Origin of the sequence: Streptomyces sp. R21, from assembly GCF_041051975.1 — a bacterium.
GTDB lineage: Bacteria > Actinomycetota > Actinomycetes > Streptomycetales > Streptomycetaceae > Streptomyces.
The window spans coordinates 9786015-9803471 of record NZ_CP163435.1 but is presented as its reverse complement, the minus strand read 5'-3'; the positions used below and the strand labels follow the sequence as shown (position 1 = coordinate 9803471).

The window sequence follows — 17457 nt, the reverse complement described above, 5'->3', positions numbered from 1 at the left end:
CCTGAACGGAGCTCGTCTTGACCATCAGCATCCCCGACCTCGCCGCGGTGCGCGCCCGGCACCCCGAGGCCGTCGCCGAAGCGGCCGAGCGCCGCACCCGCCGCCCGCTGATCGGCGACAGCGGCCGCCTCATGATCGTGGCCGCCGACCACCCGGCACGCGGCGCCCTCGGCGTGGGCGGCCGGCGGCTCGCCATGGCCAACCGCGCCGACCTGCTGGAGCGCCTGTGCGTCGCGCTGTCGCGGCCCGGCGTGGACGGGGTGCTGGCCACCGCGGACATTCTCGAAGACCTGCTGCTTCTCGGCGTACTGGAGAACAAGGTCGTCATGGGCTCGATGAACCGCGGCGGCCTGGCCGGAGCCTCCTTCGAGATGGACGACCGCTTCACCGGGCACCGCGCAGAGGACATGAAGCGGCTGCGCTTCGACGCGGGCAAGCTGCTGCTGCGCCTCGACTACGAGGACCGCGGCTCGCTCAAGACCCTGGAGTCCACGGCCCGTGCGATCGACGACATGGCCGCGCGCCGACTGCCCGTCTTCGTCGAGCCGTTCATCTCGCGCCGGGTGGACGGAACCGTCCGCAACGACCTGAGCGCCGAGGCCGTCAGCCGCTCCATCGCCATCGCCTCGGGCCTCGCGGGCACCTCCGCCTACACCTGGCTCAAGCTGCCGGTCACCGAGGACGCCGACGACATGGCCGAGGTCCTGGAGACCTCCACCCTGCCCACCGTGCTGCTGGGCGGCGAGGTCGGCGCGGACCAAGAAGGCGCGTACGAAAAATGGCGCAAGGCACTGCGGCTGCCCACCGTCCAGGGCATGGTCGTGGGCCGCTCGCTCCTGTACCCCGCCGAGGGCAGCGTGGAGACCGCGGTGGACACCGCGGTCGGCCTGCTCTGACACCACGGCCACGGAAGGTTTTCGAGGAAGGGCATCATGACGACCACGCACCACCTGCCCGCCGGAAAGGCGGCGGCCGGCCCCTACGCGGTGGACATCTCCCCCGAGTCGGCCGGCTGGGGCCACTCCAGCCTGCGCGTGCTCGAACTGCCCCCGGGCGGCTGGCACTCCTTCGACACCGGGGACAGCGAGTGGATCGTGCTGCCGCTCGCGGGGTCCTGCACGGTCGCCGTCGAAGGCAAGACCTTCCGGCTGGCTGGGCGCAGGAGTGTCTTCACTTCGGTCAGCGACTTCGTGTACGTGCCGCGCGACGCCCAGGTCTCCCTCGCCTCCCGCGACGGCGGACGCTTCGCACTCACCGGCGCCCGCTGCACCCGGCGGCTGCCCGCACGCCACCAGCCCGCCTCCGCGGTCCCCGTCGAACTGCGCGGCACCGGAAACTGCTCCCGCCAGGTCAACAACTTCGGCGCCGCAGGGGTCTTCGAGTGCGACCAGCTGATCGCCGTCGAGGTGATCACGCCGGGCGGCAACTGGTCCTCCTTCCCGCCGCACAAGCACGACGAGCACCGGCCCGGCGAGGAGTCCGAGCTGGAGGAGATCTACTACTTCGAGATCGCCGACCACGAGGGCACGCCCGGCCTCGGCTACCAGCGGGTCTCCCCCTCCGGCCACGGCCAGGGCACCGACGTGCTGGCCGAGGTCCGAGACGGCGACAGCGTCCTCATCCCGGACGGCTGGCACGGTCCGTCGATGGCCGTCCCCGGCCACGACATGTACTACCTCAACGTCATGGCGGGTCCCGGCGCCGAGCGCGACTGGCTGATCTGCGACCACCCCGACCACGGCTGGATCCGCGGCACGTGGCAGGGCCAGCCGGTCGACCCCCGACTCCCCCTCTACACGGCCCCGGAGAAGTCCTGATGAGCACCACCACCCGCCGTCTGACCGTCGCCCAGGCCCTGGTGCGCTTCCTGTCCGCGCAGCACAGCGAGCGCGACGGCGTACGGCAGCGGCTGATCGCCGGCACCTGGGGCATCTTCGGGCACGGCAACGTCGCGGGCCTCGGCCAGGCGCTGCTGGAGGCCGGCGAGGAGTCCATGCCGTTCCACCAGGGCCGCAACGAGCAGTCGATGGTGCACGCGGCCGTCGGCTACGCCCGCCAGCTCGACCGGCTCTCCGCGCAGGCGGTCACCACGTCCATCGGCCCCGGGGCCACCAACCTCGTCACGGGCGCCGCGCTGGCCACCATCAACCGCCTCCCCGTGCTGCTGCTGCCCGGCGACTACTTCGCCACGCGCCCCGCGGACCCGCTGCTCCAGCAGCTGGAACACCCGGTGGAGGCCGACGTGTCGGTCAACGACACACTGCGGCCGGTCTCCCGCTACTTCGACCGGATCACCCGCCCGGAGATGCTCATCCCCTCCGCGCTGCAGGCGATGCGGGTGCTCGCCGACCCGGTCGAGACCGGCGCCGTCACCCTCGCCCTGCCGCAGGACGTGCAGGCGGAGGCGTACGACTGGCCGGAGGAGTTCTTCGCCGAGCGCGTCTGGACCGTACGACGCCCCGTGCCCGACCCGGTCGAACTCGCCGAGGCGGCCTTGGCGATCCGCACCGCCGAACGCCCGCTGATCGTCGCGGGCGGCGGTGTCCACCACAGCCGGGCCGAGGACGCGCTGAAAGCGCTGGTGGACGCGACCGGCATCCCCGTCGCCTCCACCCAGGCCGGCAAGGGCTCGCTGCGCCACGATCATCCCGGCGACCTCGGCGGCATCGGCCACACCGGCACCGCGGTCAGCGACGCGCTCGCCCGCACCGCCGACCTGATCATCGGCGTCGGTACGCGCTACACCGACTTCACCACCGCCTCCCACACGCTGTTCGCCGAGCCGTCGGTCCGCTTCGTCAACCTCAACATCACCGCGTTCGACGCCCACAAGCTCGCCGCCCGGACGCTGGTCGCCGATGCCCGGGCGGGTCTGGAAGCGCTCACGCAGGCGCTGTCCGGTCACCGCGTGAGCGCGGAGTACGAGGCCGAGTACCGGGCGGGCAAGGCGCGTTGGGACGAGGTCGTGGACCGCGCCTACCGGGCGGACGACGAGCACGCCGTGCCCACCCAGACGCAGGTGCTCGGCGCCCTGGACGCGGTCGTGGGCGACGACGACGTGGTCATCAACGCGGCCGGATCACTCCCGGGCGACCTGCACAAGCTGTGGCGGGCCCGCTCCCCGCGCCAGTACCACCTGGAGTACGGCTACTCCTGCATGGGCTACGAGATCCCGGCAGGCATCGGCGTCCAGCAGGCCGCCCCCGGCACGCCCGTGTGGTCGCTGGTCGGCGACGGCACGTATCTGATGATGCCGACGGAGATCGTCACGGCGGTCCAGGAGGGCCTGCCGGTCAACCTGGTCCTGATCCAGAACCACGGTTACGCGTCCATCGGCGGCCTGTCCGAGTCGGTGGGCGGCGAGCGCTTCGGCACCGCCTACCGCTACCGGGCCGCGGACGGCACGTTCAGCGGCGCACCGCTGCCGGTGGACCTCGCCGCCAACGCGGCCAGCCTCGGCATGGACGTGCTGCGCGCCAAGACCGTGCGCGAACTGCGCGACGCGCTCGCCGAGGCCCGCGCCTCGGACCGGCCGACATGCGTGTACGTCGAGACCGACCCGACGCCCACCGCTCCTCCGGCAGAGGCCTGGTGGGACGTGCCGGTGGCCGAAGTCGCCTCCCGCGAAGCCGCGGTGAGCGCCCGCGAGGCGTACGACGTTCAGGTCACCGACCGCCGCATCCACCTCTGACGCCCCGCCCCGCTCGGCTCCCCCTGCCCATGAAAGGTCCCCGCACCATGAAGACGATCACCCACTGGATCGGCGGCAAGCCCGTCGAGGGCGCCTCCGGACGCTTCGGTCCCGTATACAACCCGGCCACCGGCTCCCAGGAGAAGCAGGTCGCCTTCGCCTCGGTCGACGTCGTCGACACAGCCGTCGCCTCGGCGCAGGCCGCGTTCGAGAGCTGGGGCGAGGCCTCGCTCGCCAAGCGCACGGCGATCCTGTTCAAGTACCGCGAGCTGCTCGACGCGCACCGCGACGAGATCGCCGAGCTGATCACCGCCGAGCACGGCAAGGTGCACTCGGACGCGCTCGGCGAGGTCGCGCGCGGCATGGAGATCGTGGAGCTGGCGTGCGGGATCGCCGACAAGCTCAAGGGCGAACTGTCGACGCAGGTCTCCACGCGGGTCGACGTCGCCTCGATCCGCCAGCCGCTTGGCGTCGTCGCGGGCATCACGCCGTTCAACTTCCCGGCCATGGTGCCGATGTGGATGTTCCCGCTCGCCATCGCCTGCGGCAACACCTTCGTGCTGAAGCCGAGCGAGAAGGACCCGTCGGCCTCCTTCCGGCTGGCCGAGCTGGCCTCCGAGGCCGGTCTGCCGGACGGCGTGCTGAACATCGTGCAGGGTGACAAGGTGGCCGTGGACCGCCTCCTCGAGCACCCGGACGTCGTCGCCGTCTCCTTCGTCGGCTCCACGCCCATCGCCAAGTACATCCAGCTCAAGGGCGTCGAGCACGACAAGCGCGTGCAGGCGCTCGGCGGCGCCAAGAACCACATGCTCGTACTGCCCGACGCCGACCTCGACTTCGCCGCCGACCAGGCGATCAACGCCGCGTACGGCTCGGCGGGAGAGCGCTGCATGGCGGTGTCCGTCGTCGTCGCGGTCGGCGACACCGGCGACGAACTCGTCGGCAAGATCGCCGAGCGGGCGAAGGGGCTGAAGATCGGCCCCGGCAACGACCCCGCCTCGGAGATGGGCCCGCTCATCACCCGCGAGCACCGCGACAAGGTCGCCTCGTACGTGGCGAGCGCGGCCGCCCAGGGCGCCGAGGTCGTCGTCGACGGCACCGGCTACACGGTCGAAGGACACCCCGAGTGCGCGGACGGCTACTTCCTCGGCGTCTCGCTGCTCGACAAGGTGCCGGTGACGGCCGACGCGTACCGGGACGAGATCTTCGGTCCGGTGCTGTGCGTGGTACGCGCCGACACGTACGCCGACGCCATCGAGCTGATCAACAGCTCGCGTTGGGGCAACGGCACCGCGATCTTCACCCGGGACGGCGGCGCCGCCCGCCGCTTCCAGCTGGAGGTCAAGGCGGGCATGGTCGGCGTGAACGTGCCGATCCCGGTGCCGGTCGGCTACCACTCCTTCGGCGGCTGGAAGGACTCGCTCTTCGGTGACCTGCACATCTACGGCAACGACGGCATCGCCTTCTACACGCAGGGCAAGGTGATCACCACCCGCTGGCCCGACCCGTCGGACGGCGGCATCAACCTCGGCTTCCCCAGCAACTCCTGAGGACCGGCGGCCGGTGCGCTCTCCCCCGCACCGGCCGCCCCTTGCCGGGATTATTGTCCGGACAATGTAATGACAGGCCTTCCTGTCAACCGGACAGACGGATACGCTCGGCTCATGACCACCTCCGCCCACGCGAGCCTCGACTTCGCGCTCGACCGGGGCAGCCCCGTCCCGCTCTACCACCAGCTCGCCCAGCAGCTGGAGGCCGCGATCGGGCGCGGTGCGCTCACCCCGGGCAGCCTGCTGGGCAACGAGATCGAGCTCGCCGGACGGCTCGGCCTGTCCCGGCCCACCGTCCGCCAGGCCATCCAGTCCCTGGTCGACAAGGGGCTCCTGGTACGCCGCAGAGGCGTCGGCACCCAGGTCGTGCACAGCCAGGTCAAGCGCCCCCTCGAACTGAGCAGCCTCTACGACGACCTGGAGGCCGCCGGGCAGAGTCCCACCACCCAGGTGCTGCGCAATGAACTCCAGACGGCGTCCGCCGAAGTGGCAGCCGCGCTGGGCCTCGCCGAGGGCGACGACGTCCACCACGTCGAACGGCTGCGGCTCACCCACGGCCAACCGGTGGCCTTCCTGTCCAACTACGTCCCCGCGGGGCTGCTCGGCCTGGACACGCCCCGGCTGGAGTCGAGCGGCCTGTACCGCCTGATGCGCGCCGCCGGCATCACCCTGCACAGTGCCCGTCAGTCCGTCGGGGCCCGGTCGGCCACCGTGCAGGAGGCCGGGCGCCTGGACGAGGTCGAGGGCGCCGCCCTGCTCACCATGCAGCGCACGGCCTACGACGACACGGGCCGCGCCGTCGAGTACGGCACCCACGTCTACCGGGCGTCCCGGTACGCGTTCGAGTTCCAGCTCCTGGTTCGTTCCTGACGCCGTTCACGCCACGAGCGCGAGACCCCCAACTCACCGCAGTGCGGCCGGTCACGGAGTGGCGGTCGGCCCGTCCGGCTGGTCGTGGCGCTGTTCGACCATCTCCCGGCTGAGTGCCTCCGCCTCCGCATCGGGCAGCCGCTCGAAACCGTCCTCCGTGATGACCGAGACGATCGGGAAGATCCGGCGGCTGATGTCGGGGCCGCCGGTGGCGGAGTCGTCGTCGGCTGCGTCGTAGAGCGCCTGCAGCGCGGCCAGGGCCGCATCGCGCCGGGACATCCCCTTGCGGAAGAGCTTCTTCAACGCGCCCCGGGCGTACGGGGATCCGGAGCCCTCGGCATGGAAGTCCGGCTTCTCGTAGGGGCCGCCGGTGACGTCGAAGCTGAAGATGCGGCCGTTCTCACCCTCGGGGGCCGTGACGTCGTATCCGACGAGAAGGGGCACCACGACCAGGCCCTGCATGGCCTGTTCCAGGTTCTGCCGGATCATGCCGGCCAGCCGGTTCGCCTTCGCGTTGAGGGTCATGGGGATGCCCTCGATCTTCTCGAAGTGCGTCAGCTCGACCTGAAAGAGCTTCACCATGTCCAGCGCGACGCCGACGGTGCCCGCGAACGCCACCGCGGTGTAGTCGTCCGTGGGGTGCACCTTCTCCAGGTCGCGCTGCGCGATCAGGTTCCCCATGGTGGCCCGCCGGTCGCCAGCGATCATCACGCCGTCGCGGTAGGAGAGCGCCAGGACGGTGGTGCCGTGCGGGAAATCGTCCGGCGTGCTGCGAACGCCCTCGGGGAGCGGCAGGCGTGTGCTCAGCAGCTCGGGTCGGTGGGCGGACAGGAACTCGGTGAAGGACGAGGTTCCGGGGGTGAAGAACTCCTCCCCCAACCGGCCGTCGTTCTCACTCCGTGCCATGCCTCTCCCCCTCCGCCGTGGGCACACGACGAAGTCCTACCATGCCCCGGCGCACGGGAAACTCCCGCACTCTTCGACCTGCCGCTCCACCGTCCAACTGCCCCGACTCCGTCAGAACTTGGCGGCGCCCGCCACGATCGCCTCCCGGATGCGGTGGTAGGTGCCGCAGCGGCAGATGTTGCGGATCTCGTCGAGGTCCGCGTCGCCGATCTCGTGACCGGCGGCTCTCGCCTGTCTGACCTTGGCGACAGCGGCCATGATCTGTCCGGGCTGGCAGTAGCCGCACTGGGCGACGTCGTACTCCAGCCACGCCTCCTGCATGGGATGCAGATCCTTGCCGACCGTGGCGGGCAGCCCCTCGATCGTGGTGATCTCGTCGTCCGGTCCGATGTCCTTGACGGGCACCGAACAGGGGTTGAAGGCCTTGCCGTTGATGTGGCTCGTGCAGGCCTGACAGACGCCGAGCCCGCAGCCGTACTTGGGACCGGTGACGCCCAGGACGTCCCGCAGCACCCACAGGAGACGTACGTCGTCCTCGATGTCCACGGTGACGGGCTTGCCGTTGAGGATGAAGGTGTGTCGGGGCACGGTTGCTCCTAGTAGGCGCGGCTCAGTCCGTCGGTGGGCGAGGCGGGGATCGGCGGGGTGGTGGGCAGCGGCTCGAAGCCCAGGGGTTCGCCGTGGTTGACGGGGAAGGCCGTGGGCATCGTGCCGGTCGCCCGGCCGTAGGCGCACGCGACGGCGGCCATGGCGCCGGCCACCGCCAGTTCACCCGCGCCGCCGGGCTTGCCGGTGGTCGCGGGCATGACGATGATCTCCAGTTCGGGCGGGGTGTTCCACTGCCGCGTGTAGAAGTAGTTGTCCCAACTCCCTTCCAGGAAATGCCCGTTCTGGAGATGAAGGCCGGAACTGAGGGTGATCGCGATGCCGTCGGAGATGCCGCCCATCATCTGGGCCTCCAGGCCACGGGGGTTGACGGCGAGGCCGACGTCGACGGCGCAGACGACCTTGGTGACGCGCGGTCCGGTGTAGGCGTCGCGGATCTTGCGGCCGGTGGTCTCCGGCCGGCAGTCGATCTCGGCGAGGACGGCGACGAAGGCGTGGTATTCGGGGTGGATGGCGATGCCCTGGGCGGTTCCCGCGGGCATGGCGCGGCCCCACTTGCCCACCTCGGCGACCTTCTCCAGCACGGCACGGGCCCGCTCCTCCTTGAGGTACTGGCGGCGGAAGGCGTACGGGTCCTTGCCCATGCGCTTCGCCAGCTCGTCCACCACGAGCTCCTGGGCACAGCGCACGTTGGGCGAGTAGATGTTGCGCATCGAGCCCGTGTTGAAGCCCTTGTCGGTCTCGCTGAGCAGCTGAGTGGTGACGCCGAAGTTGTAGGGGCTCTGCTGGGTGAGCGTGAAGATCGTCTCGGAGAACGTCAGGTCGCCGACGGGGAGTTGGGCGGCCTCGGAGGTGATGATCTCGCCGAGGCCGTGGCCGAAGTCGGTGGCCACGGAGGTGTGGCGCTGCTCGTAGGTGAGAACCTCGCCCAGCGCGTACGTGGCGCGGACCCGGGACGTGGCCATCGGATGCGTGCGGCCCTGGCGGAAGTCGTCGGTGCGGTGCCACATGAGCTTCACCGGCTTGCCGACGGCCCGGGAGATCTCGGCGGCCTCGCGGGCGCCGTCATGGAAGAGCTTGCGGCCGAACGAGCCGCCACCCTCGGTGACATGGACCTTGACGGCGGTGGCCGGCAGGCCGAGCTGGAGGGCGATCTGTTCCTGCGCGACGATCGGTGACTTCAGGCTCGCCCAGATCTCGGCCGAGTCCGCGCGTACGTCGGCAATCGCGCAGTTGGTCTCCAGGGCGCTGTTGCTGGCGAAGTGGAAGGTGAAGCGGGCGTCGACAGCCTTGGTGAGCAGGTCCAAGGGCGGGACGACGAGCGGCAGTTCGGCTCTTCGCAGTTCCTGCAGGACGGTGGCATCGGTGGCGTCCTCGGCGCTGCCAGGTCCCCAGGTGACGTTCAGGGCGCGCACCGCGTCGATGCACTGACCGAAAGTGCGCCCGCGCACGGCCACACCGGTGGAGATACGTACGGCGTCGGTGATACCCGGCATGGCACGGACCGCGTCCAGGTTCTCCACCGAGCGGACGGTCCCGTTGATCGTCGGCGGCCTGCACACCATCGCCGGCAGCGCGTCCGGCACGTGCAGGTCCATGGCGAACTTCTTGCGGCCGGTGACGGCGTCGAGTGCGTCGACGCGGCCGTGACCGACGCCGATGACCTTGAACGCGGAGGGCTCCTTGAGGGTGACGGAGACCTGGGTGGTGGACCCGCTCGCGGCCTTCTCCGCCAGTTCCCCGTACGTCACGCTCCTGCCGGTCGCGGACGTGATGATCCCGGCCTTGGCGGTCAACGAGCCGGCCACCTCGCCCAGTTCGAGGGCCGCCGCCTCCAGCAGCCGCCCACGGGCGATCGTGGCCGCCACCCGGATCGGGGTGTACGTGGAGATGGTGGTGTTCGATCCCCCGGTGAGCTGGTTGAACAGCAGCTCGGGCCGGGCGTCCGCGAGCGTCACCCGGATCCGGTCCACGGGCAGGTCCAGCTCTTCCGCGATCAACATGGCACTCGACGTGGTGATGCCCTGGCCGACCTCTGCCCGGGGCAGCGCGAAGGAGGCCGTGCCGTCGCTGTCGATGCGGATGGTGATCAGGTTCGCCGTCGGCAGCGTCGCATGGGTCAGCATGTCGTTGAGGTCGTAGATCTCGGCGGGCCCGGGAACCGACGGCACCGCCGCGGCCGCCTGCGCCGGGGCCAGGGCCTCCTCCCCGATCTGCGCGGCCACGGTGAGGGTGGAGGCCGCCACCACATAGCCCAGGAAGCGTCGGCGCGTGAACTCCCTTGGCTCACCGTCGGTTTCATGCCGCTGCGAACGCGGAGGAGCACCCATCAACTGTCCCTTCGATCTACGACTCGCCCTACGACGAACGACGCGCGGTCACACTCTGACCCACGCAAGATCCTTTTGTCAGCCGCGCAGTGCGGACGCGAAGATCTTCGGCAGGGCCGACCAGCGGGGCCGGGCCGCGAAGTCGACCAGGAGCCGCCCGGTGGTGGCGCCGGTGCGGTTGGTGACGAACCACGGCGGCTTCGGGGACATCGACAGTTCGCCGTGCAGGACGGATCGCGGTGCCGGGCGGAAGGGGCCGCGGACGACGGTGCGTTCGGGGCTGTCGAGGAGTACGGCGTTGTGCACGACGCCGATGCCGCTCTGCACGTCGTCGACGGTGTGCCCGGGGAAGGCACCCCAGCTGGCCCGCGCGGTGAGATAGCCGAGGCCGGTCCAGGCATTCAACGCGACGGTGCCGTAGCGCAGTTCGGCGATCGCGAGGTCCAGGTCCGGGCCGAGTTCCGCGATGGTGCGGGGGTGGGCGATGACGTTCGCGCCGAGGGTGCCGGTGAACTTCTCGTTCGCCGTGCGTACCGCCGTGTCCAGGAACTCCCGGGCCCCGCCGGGAAGTTCGAGGACACCGAGCACCGGGGCGAAGTACTCGGTGGTGAGTGCCGGGCCTGGCCGCTGCGGGTCGAGGCCCTCGACGAGGAGGCGCTCGCCGAGCCGCGCGGCGTCCGGGTAGGCGGTGAGCGCCTGCCCCACCCGTTCGTCGCTGCCCGGGTAGTAGGCGGCGCGCTGCGGCGCCTCGGCCAGGACCGCGCGCAGCTGCTCCAGGAACCGGTCCTTCTGCGGCCAGTCCGAGCTGATGACGACGACCTGGCTCGCCACACAGTTGTAGCCGCCGTTGTGGAGCCGCTGGGTGGCCACGTGCTCGGCCTGGAAGCGCAGATCGGCCTCTGACCAGGTGCCCGGCACGACGATCGTCGGTGAGACGCCGCCGAGTTCGCTGGTGATGTCCTTCTCCAGGAGCGGTGTGCCCGCCTCCTTGCGGGCCGCGCCGTCCGCCCCGGTGCCGTAGACGATCGCGTCGTGCGTCAGGGCGCTGCCGGTCATGTGGACGTGCCGGATGCGCGGGTGGTGGACGAGGTAGGTGCCGATGTCGGCGCCGCCGGTCACGATGCGCACGACGCCCCGTTCGATCAGCGGGGCGAGCACCTCGCTGAACACGTCGTAGAGGCTGTCCGTGAGCGGGTTGAGCTTCAGCACGACCACGCGGTTGTGGGCGTACAACTCGTAGAGCACGTCGAGGACGGGGATCGAGGTGATGTTCCCGGCTCCGAGGACGACACCCACGCCCCCGGTCTCCTCCGGCCGGCGCAGCCCGAGTCCGGCGCCGTCGCGCACCGTGTCGGCGCTGACGCCCGACGGCATCCAGACCTCCGCGCTGAAGCCGCTCAGCAGCAGCCGGTCGTAGGTGTCGTGCGGCAGGACGCGAACGGCGACCCGGCCACCCGGCGCCTGCCCGAGAGTGAAGTCGTCGACGGGACTGCGGCCCTCCTCCAGGGCCCGGACGGTCTGCGCGAGCGCGCTGGTCCCGATGAGCACGGGGTAGGGGCCGGAGGTCCACTCCTCGCCGAGCAGGGCGTCCTGGTCGGGCAGTTTCTTGTACGCCGCCGCGGCACGCACCCAGGCCTCGGCCCGCGCCGCGGTCGCCGCGTGCACGCGCTCCAGCAGCGTCCGGCGTTCGGCCAGACTGCAGGCCGCCCATGCCGCTTCACCGTGGACGAGTTCGTCCACGATCCGGTCGATCCGCTCCTTCGCTTCGGCGGTCGGCGCGGGTGTGGGGGCCGGTGTGGGCGCCGGGGGCTGGGCCGGGGTCGTCATCGAACGGTCTCCTTGATCAGGTCGGCTGCCTTCTCGGCGGCCATCACGGTGGGGGCGTTGGTGTTGCCGCGGGGCACGGTCGGGAACACCGACGCGTCGACGACTCGCAAGCCTTCCACGCCCAGCACGCGGAGTTCGGGATCCACCACGGCGCCGATCGGGCAGGTCGACGCGCGGCGCCCGCCCAGCCCCGGTTCGGGTTCCGAGTCGAGGGCGCTCTTGAACAACTGAGTCAACGTATCCGGGACTCAAGTTCCGGGCTTGCACAACGGGCGCCACTGGCTGCGGCGCTGCGTTTGCGTCCTGCCCCACGGCCCGGGTTCGGGGGTGGGTCTGGGACGGTTGACTGCGCCCCGCGTCGCCACAACTCTTCCGCACGCTGGCGGATATTGCGGGAGCCATTTCGATCGGCGTGATCAACGAATCCGCACGACCGGCACGCGAACCAGGCCTGGGAGACCCGGTTCGCCTTGTCTATGTGGCCGCATTCAGCGCAGGTGCGGGAGGTGTACGCCGGATCGACCTGCACCACCGGCACCCCCGCCATGCGAGCCTTGTACGCGATGAACTCCCCCAGCTGGGCAAAGCCCCAGCTGGAGTGGGTGGCCCGTTGGGGCTTGCGAAGCCGTACCCGCTCGCGGATCCCCGTCAAGTCTTCCAGGGCGATTCCGCGACCGGTGCGTTCTGCCTCGGCCACCACATGTTTCGCGATCTTGTGATTGATGTCCTTCGCCCGCCGCGCCTCCTTGCGCCGCCGCTTCTTCAGTCGGCGTTTGGCGGACGGGGTGTTCTTACACTGGAGCTTGGTCCGCAACTCCCGCTCGCACAGCCGTCCCCGGTTGAGGGCGCGTCCAGCCATGATCTGGCCGTCCGAGGTGGTGGCGATGTTCACGATCCCCAGGTCGACCCCGAGGAACTCCTCGACGCCTGGATTGAGTTGAGGCTCGGGGAACTCGCAGGTGGTGTTCAAAAACCACATGCCGTCCCGGTACAGCAGGTCGGACTCGCCCTTACGGTACGGGGCCAGGCGGGCCAGGTGTTCGGGTGAGGCGGTGAATGCCATGTTCTTCAGCCGTCCCGACAGGGTCCAGATGGACACCGTCCGGTCCGGGATCTGCCAGGACAGCATCCGGTCGTCATAGGGCTGGGCGCCCCCAGGGCGGAAGGCGACCGGCTTCTCCGCAGCCCGTCGGTAGCGCTTCGACCACGGTCTGCCCAGGTTCCCGGCCTTTGGGTTCGCCCTCAGCGCGGTGTAGGCGTCGCAGGTCTTCTTGATGACGTGCTGGGCGGCCTGCGCACCCAGCCCCCACCGCTCCTTGACCTGGTGGTAGGTGTGCTCACGCAGCGCGTAGTTCCGCTTGATGTCCTTCTCGAACGCCACCGACGACACCCACGCCGCCGCCTCGTTGCAGGCGCGCAAGGTTGCCTCAAGTGCCGTCGCCTGCACGGGCGTTGGCAGCAACTTCACCTGCACCACCAGCTTCACACCCTCGACGCTACCCGCCATCCGGATCACCGGCCTTCGAACACCGAGATTTTCTCACCGGACCCTTCGAGCCGGCTTGTTGGCCGCGCTCTGCGCTGCAAGGCACGGCGGCGCTCCGCTCAGCTCAGGCCGCAATTCCTCCCGGGCATGAACGCCCGGACCTCGCAAGACCGGTTTGAACGCGGCCGGGACATGGATCTCCTGGGCCGTGTCGGGCCCACCGGCCTCGATGAGCGCCACGGTCACAGAGGGGTCCTCCGTGAGGCGCGCCGCCAGCACACAGCCGGCGGATCCCGCCCCGACGACGTAGTCGTACGTGTTCACCCGATCTCCTTTGATCAGACACGGACTGTGCACATGCCGCATCGGCGGAACCGTGCCGCAACGCGCTGACCGAGATGTTCACAAGTGGAGAACGGTTGCGGCCATAGGCGGTCGGCGGAGATATGCGTGCCCACGTTGTGCCGTCGCACAATGGGCAGGGTCTACGATGCGTGCGTGACGACGCTGTTGCCCGCCGGGCACCATGGCCAGGAGACCGACGAACACCACGGCCAGGGGGTCGACCTCATCGGCCGGCTCCTGCGGTCGGTGGACGATCTCGCCGACGAGCTGACCCAGGACATCGTCAGCGGCGAGCACTCGTATGCCGAGAGCACCCTGTTGACCCACGAGGTGCTGCGCGCGATCGTGCGCGACAACCTCCACACCGTCCTGATGGCGCTCCAGGGCGTTCCCACGACACTCGACGCGCCCCGGGCGGCCGGGCGGCTGAAGGCCGAACAGGGCATCCCGCTGGACGCGTTGCTGCATGCCTACCGGCTTGCGGGGCGCTTCATCTGGGACCGGCTGCTCGCGCTGGCCGTCGACGCGGGCGGCACCGACCAGCTGCTGCCCATGGCGTCCGATATCTGGCTGATGATCGACGAGTACTCCAGCGCCGCCGCCGAGGCCTACCGCACCACCTTCGAGGAGCAGGCGCGCCGCGAGGCCGCGGCCCGCAACCTGATGCTGACCACGCTGCTCGACGGGAGCTCCCGCGACAGCGCCGGAGCCCGGGAGATCGTGCGCGTCCTGCATCTGGAGCGCCCGGGGCCGTTCGTGGTGGTGTCCGCCGAGATCAACGACGCCAGCGAGCCGCTGCCCTCCGTCGAGGGGCGGCTGCGGGCGGTCGGCATCGGCTGCGAGTGGATCCAGAAGGACGGCGCGAAGGTGGGTCTCCTCGCGCTGCCGAGCGCGCAAGCGGCGGAGACGGCCCTCGCCGAACTCGCCGGGAGCGCGCTGTCCCGCGTCGGAGTCAGCCGCCCCTTCGCCTCCCCCACCGAGGCACCGAAGGCCTGGCGGGAGGCCCGGCTCGCGGCGCTCTGCCTGCCGCCGGACACCAACGGGGCACATCTGTACGGCAGTTCGCCGATCGCCCTGCTCGCCGCGGCGTCCCCCGATGCCGCGGCACAGGTGGCCTCTGCCGTGTTCGGGCCGCTGCGCACCCTGCCGGAGGCGGAGCGGCTCACCCTGCTGGACACCTTGGACGCGTGGTTCGCCTGCGGGGGCTCGACGACAAAGGCGGCCGACCGGCTGCACTGCCACCGCAACACCGTGCTGTACCGGCTCAACCGGATCGCCGAGCTGACCGGCCGCCCCACCACGCACGCCGAAGCGTGCGCGGAGCTGTTCATCGCGCTGCGGGCGATTCGGCTGGGATCGCCGATCGGCGAGGTCTGAACCGAGGTCGCTTCGCGATGCGGGCGTAGGCCGCGACGATCGCCCCGGTGGAGCTGGCCACGGCCTCGGCCGGCTGCACGCCCACCGGAGCGACGCCGCCGGCGAACAGCCGCTTGCCGCTGCCGACGACGATCGGGTCGGTCATCAGGCGGACGCGCCTGCCTCGACCAGTGGCTTCAGCATCCGCCCTGCGCGACCTCGTCGAAGTGGCACCGGTTGCCCGTTCACCTTCCGGGAAGGGCGGCGGGCTGTCAGACTCCGGAGGGTGCCCGACTTCGACATGCTTGTCATCGGATCCGGCCCGGGCGGGCAGAAGGCTGCCATCGCGGCGGCCAAGCTCGGCCGCCGGGTCGCCGTCGTCGACCGTCCCGACATGGTCGGCGGGGTCTCCATCCACACCGGGACCATCCCTTCCAAGACGCTGCGCGAGGCGGTCCTCTACCTCACCGGCCTCACTCAGCGCGATCTGTACGGCCAGAGCTACCGGCTCAAGGAGGACATCACCGTCGCCGACCTGACCGCGCGCACCCAGCACGTGGTCGGCCGCGAGGTCGACGTCATCCGCAACCAGCTCTCGCGCAACCACGTCTCGCTCTACGCCGGCACCGGCCGGTTTCTCGACGACCACACCGTCGCGCTGCGCGAAGCGACGGGCCGCGAACGGCAGTTGAGCGCGCAGCACATCATCATCGCCACCGGCACTCGGCCCGCCCGGCCCGCGACCGTCGAGTTCGACGAGCGGACGATCATGGATTCGGACAACGTCCTCAATCTGGAGCAGGTACCGCGCTCCATGGTCATCGTCGGGGCGGGTGTGATCGGCATGGAGTACGCCTCCATGTTCGCCGCGCTCGGCAGCAAGGTCACCGTGGTCGAACAGCGGCCCGGGATGCTCGACTTCTGCGATGTCGAGGTGATCGAGTCGCTCAAGTACCACCTGCGCGACCTCGCCGTCACCTTCCGTTTCGGGGAGACGGTCGCCGCCGTCGAGCGGCACCCCCGGGGCACGCTGACCATCCTGCAGAGCGGCAAGAAGATCCCGGCGGACACCGTGATGTACTCCGCGGGCCGTCAAGGCCTGACCGATGAACTCGACCTGGACAAGGCCGGGTTGTCCGCGGACCGGCGCGGCCGGATCACGGTGGACGAGCACTACCGCACCGAGGTGCCGCACATCTACGCCGTGGGCGATGTCATCGGCTTCCCGGCGCTGGCGGCGACCTCGATGGAGCAGGGCCGTACGGCGGCGTACCACGCGTGCGGCGAGCCGGTGCACCGGACGCACGACCTCCAGCCGATCGGCATCTACACCATCCCGGAGATCAGCTTCATCGGGCGGACCGAGGACCAGCTCACCGAGGACAACGTGCCGTTCGAGGTAGGCATCTCCCGCTATCGCGAGCTGGCCCGCGGGCAGATCATCGGCGACTCGCACGGCATGCTGAAGCTGCTGGTCTCCCCGGAGGACCGCACGCTGCTGGGCGTGCACTGCTTCGGCACCGGGGCCACCGAGCTGATCCACATCGGGCAGTCCGTCATGGGCTGCGGCGGCACGGTCGACTATCTGGTCGATGCGGTGTTCAACTATCCGACGCTCGCGGAGTCCTACAAGGTCGCCGCCCTGGACGCCACCAACAAGATCCGTCAGGTCGACCGGCTGAAGGACTGAGCGGCCCGCCCTCGCCGCTCTCGCGACACCGGTCGGCGGGACCTGCGCGGGCGGGGCCGATCAACGGCATAAGCTCGACGGATGGCGAAGTACTTCGACGTTCACCCCGAAAACCCTCAGCCGCGCACCATCGGCCAGGTCGCCGAGAGCATCCGCTCCGGCGGACTGGTCGTGTATCCGACGGACTCCTGCTTTGCGCTGGGCTGCCAGCTGGGCAGCCGCGACGGCATCGACCGGATCCGGTCGATCCGCCGGCTCGACGACCGGCACCACTTCACCCTGGTGTGCCAGAACTTCGCGCAGCTCGGCCAGTTCGTGTACGTCGACAATGACGTGTTCCGGGCCATCAAGGCCTCGACGCCCGGCAGCTACACGTTCATCCTGCCCGCCTCGCGGGAGGTGCCGCGCAAGCTGCTCCACCCGAAGAAGAAGACGGTCGGAGTCCGCATCCCGGATCACGTCGTCGCCCAGGCCCTGCTCGCCGAACTCGGAGAGCCGCTCCTCTCCAGCACGCTGCTCCTGCCGGACGAGACCGAGCCGATGACGCAGGGCTGGGAGATCAAGGAGCGGCTCGACCACGTGGTGGACGCGGTCATCGACTCCGGCGACTGCGGTACCGAGCCGACGACGGTCATCGACTTCTCAGGCGGCGAGGCGGAGATCGTACGGCGAGGGGCGGGCGACGTCACGCGGTTCGAGTGACTCCGGGGCGCGGCGGCGGGACCCCGAGTTCCTGCGTTCATAACCGGAGGTTATGACCACGGGTCTTGGACCGGACTTCGATCGCGGGCCGACGATGG

General features: G+C 70.3%; 13 protein-coding genes and 2 pseudogenes. 8 read left to right on the top strand and 7 right to left on the bottom strand.

Annotated features, from left to right (window positions below; genetic code table 11):
• Positions 1–17 precede the first annotated feature (17 nt).
• The 5 genes from AB5J56_RS43885 to AB5J56_RS43865 all read left to right on the top strand — a co-directional run bounded on the left by AB5J56_RS43885 (position 18) and on the right by AB5J56_RS43865 (position 6111).
• Entirely contained in the window at positions 18–896 is an 879-nt protein-coding gene (locus tag AB5J56_RS43885; protein ID WP_369241927.1) for a deoxyribose-phosphate aldolase, read from the top strand.
• A gap of 36 nt (positions 897–932) precedes the next feature.
• Positions 933–1817: a 5-deoxy-glucuronate isomerase gene (iolB, locus tag AB5J56_RS43880; protein ID WP_369241925.1), complete on the top strand. Its 885-nt coding sequence runs from the start codon at positions 933–935 to the stop codon at positions 1815–1817.
• The gene (iolD, locus tag AB5J56_RS43875; RefSeq protein WP_369241923.1) at positions 1817–3691 is read left to right on the top strand and encodes a 3D-(3,5/4)-trihydroxycyclohexane-1,2-dione acylhydrolase (decyclizing); all 1875 of its coding nucleotides are present in this window, start codon (positions 1817–1819) and stop codon (positions 3689–3691) included. The genes iolB and iolD overlap by 1 nt, the downstream gene beginning before the upstream one ends.
• 47 nt (positions 3692–3738) lie before the next feature.
• Entirely contained in the window at positions 3739–5241 is a 1503-nt protein-coding gene (locus AB5J56_RS43870; protein ID WP_369241921.1) for a CoA-acylating methylmalonate-semialdehyde dehydrogenase, read from the top strand.
• Positions 5242–5355: 114 nt separating this feature from the next.
• Entirely contained in the window at positions 5356–6111 is a 756-nt protein-coding gene (locus AB5J56_RS43865) for a GntR family transcriptional regulator (RefSeq protein WP_369241919.1), read from the top strand.
• Positions 6112–6162: 51 nt separating this feature from the next.
• Here AB5J56_RS43865 and prcB read toward each other — a convergent pair whose 3' ends face one another.
• The 7 genes and pseudogenes from prcB to AB5J56_RS43830 all read right to left on the bottom strand — a co-directional run.
• A complete protein-coding gene (gene prcB, locus AB5J56_RS43860) occupies positions 6163–7017 on the bottom strand; it encodes a proteasome subunit beta (RefSeq protein WP_369241917.1) in 855 nt (284 codons plus the stop codon).
• Positions 7018–7128: 111 nt separating this feature from the next.
• Positions 7129–7605 carry a (2Fe-2S)-binding protein gene (locus AB5J56_RS43855; RefSeq protein WP_369241915.1) on the bottom strand — a complete coding sequence of 159 codons (477 nt, stop codon included), beginning with the start codon at positions 7603–7605 and terminating at the stop codon, positions 7129–7131.
• Between the two features lie 8 nt (positions 7606–7613).
• A complete protein-coding gene (locus tag AB5J56_RS43850; protein ID WP_369241913.1) occupies positions 7614–9953 on the bottom strand; it encodes a molybdopterin cofactor-binding domain-containing protein in 2340 nt (779 codons plus the stop codon).
• A 78-nt stretch (positions 9954–10031) separates the two neighbouring features.
• Positions 10032–11780 carry an aldehyde dehydrogenase family protein gene (locus tag AB5J56_RS43845; protein WP_369241911.1) on the bottom strand — a complete coding sequence of 583 codons (1749 nt, stop codon included), beginning with the start codon at positions 11778–11780 and terminating at the stop codon, positions 10032–10034.
• Positions 11777–11941, bottom strand: a pseudogene (locus AB5J56_RS43840) (GMC oxidoreductase); the annotation flags it as partial. The gene AB5J56_RS43845 and the pseudogene AB5J56_RS43840, both read right to left, overlap by 4 nt.
• Positions 11942–12012: 71 nt before the next feature.
• On the bottom strand, positions 12013–13266 hold the full coding sequence (locus tag AB5J56_RS43835) for an RNA-guided endonuclease InsQ/TnpB family protein (RefSeq protein WP_369241909.1): 1254 nt from the start codon (positions 13264–13266) through the stop codon (positions 12013–12015).
• Positions 13267–13443: 177 nt separating this feature from the next.
• Positions 13444–13632 (bottom strand): annotated as a pseudogene (locus tag AB5J56_RS43830) (NAD(P)-binding protein); the annotation flags it as partial.
• 132 nt (positions 13633–13764) lie between these two features.
• Here AB5J56_RS43830 and AB5J56_RS43825 point away from each other — a divergent pair.
• From AB5J56_RS43825 to AB5J56_RS43815, 3 genes are all read left to right on the top strand, one after another.
• Positions 13765–14988: a PucR family transcriptional regulator gene (locus tag AB5J56_RS43825; RefSeq protein WP_369241907.1), complete on the top strand. Its 1224-nt coding sequence runs from the start codon at positions 13765–13767 to the stop codon at positions 14986–14988.
• A gap of 265 nt (positions 14989–15253) precedes the next feature.
• Entirely contained in the window at positions 15254–16657 is a 1404-nt protein-coding gene (gene sthA, locus AB5J56_RS43820; RefSeq protein ID WP_369241905.1) for a Si-specific NAD(P)(+) transhydrogenase, read from the top strand.
• A gap of 81 nt (positions 16658–16738) precedes the next feature.
• Complete coding sequence (locus AB5J56_RS43815; protein ID WP_369241903.1) at positions 16739–17359, top strand: L-threonylcarbamoyladenylate synthase; 621 nt, start codon at positions 16739–16741, stop codon at positions 17357–17359.
• Positions 17360–17457 lie beyond the last annotated feature (98 nt).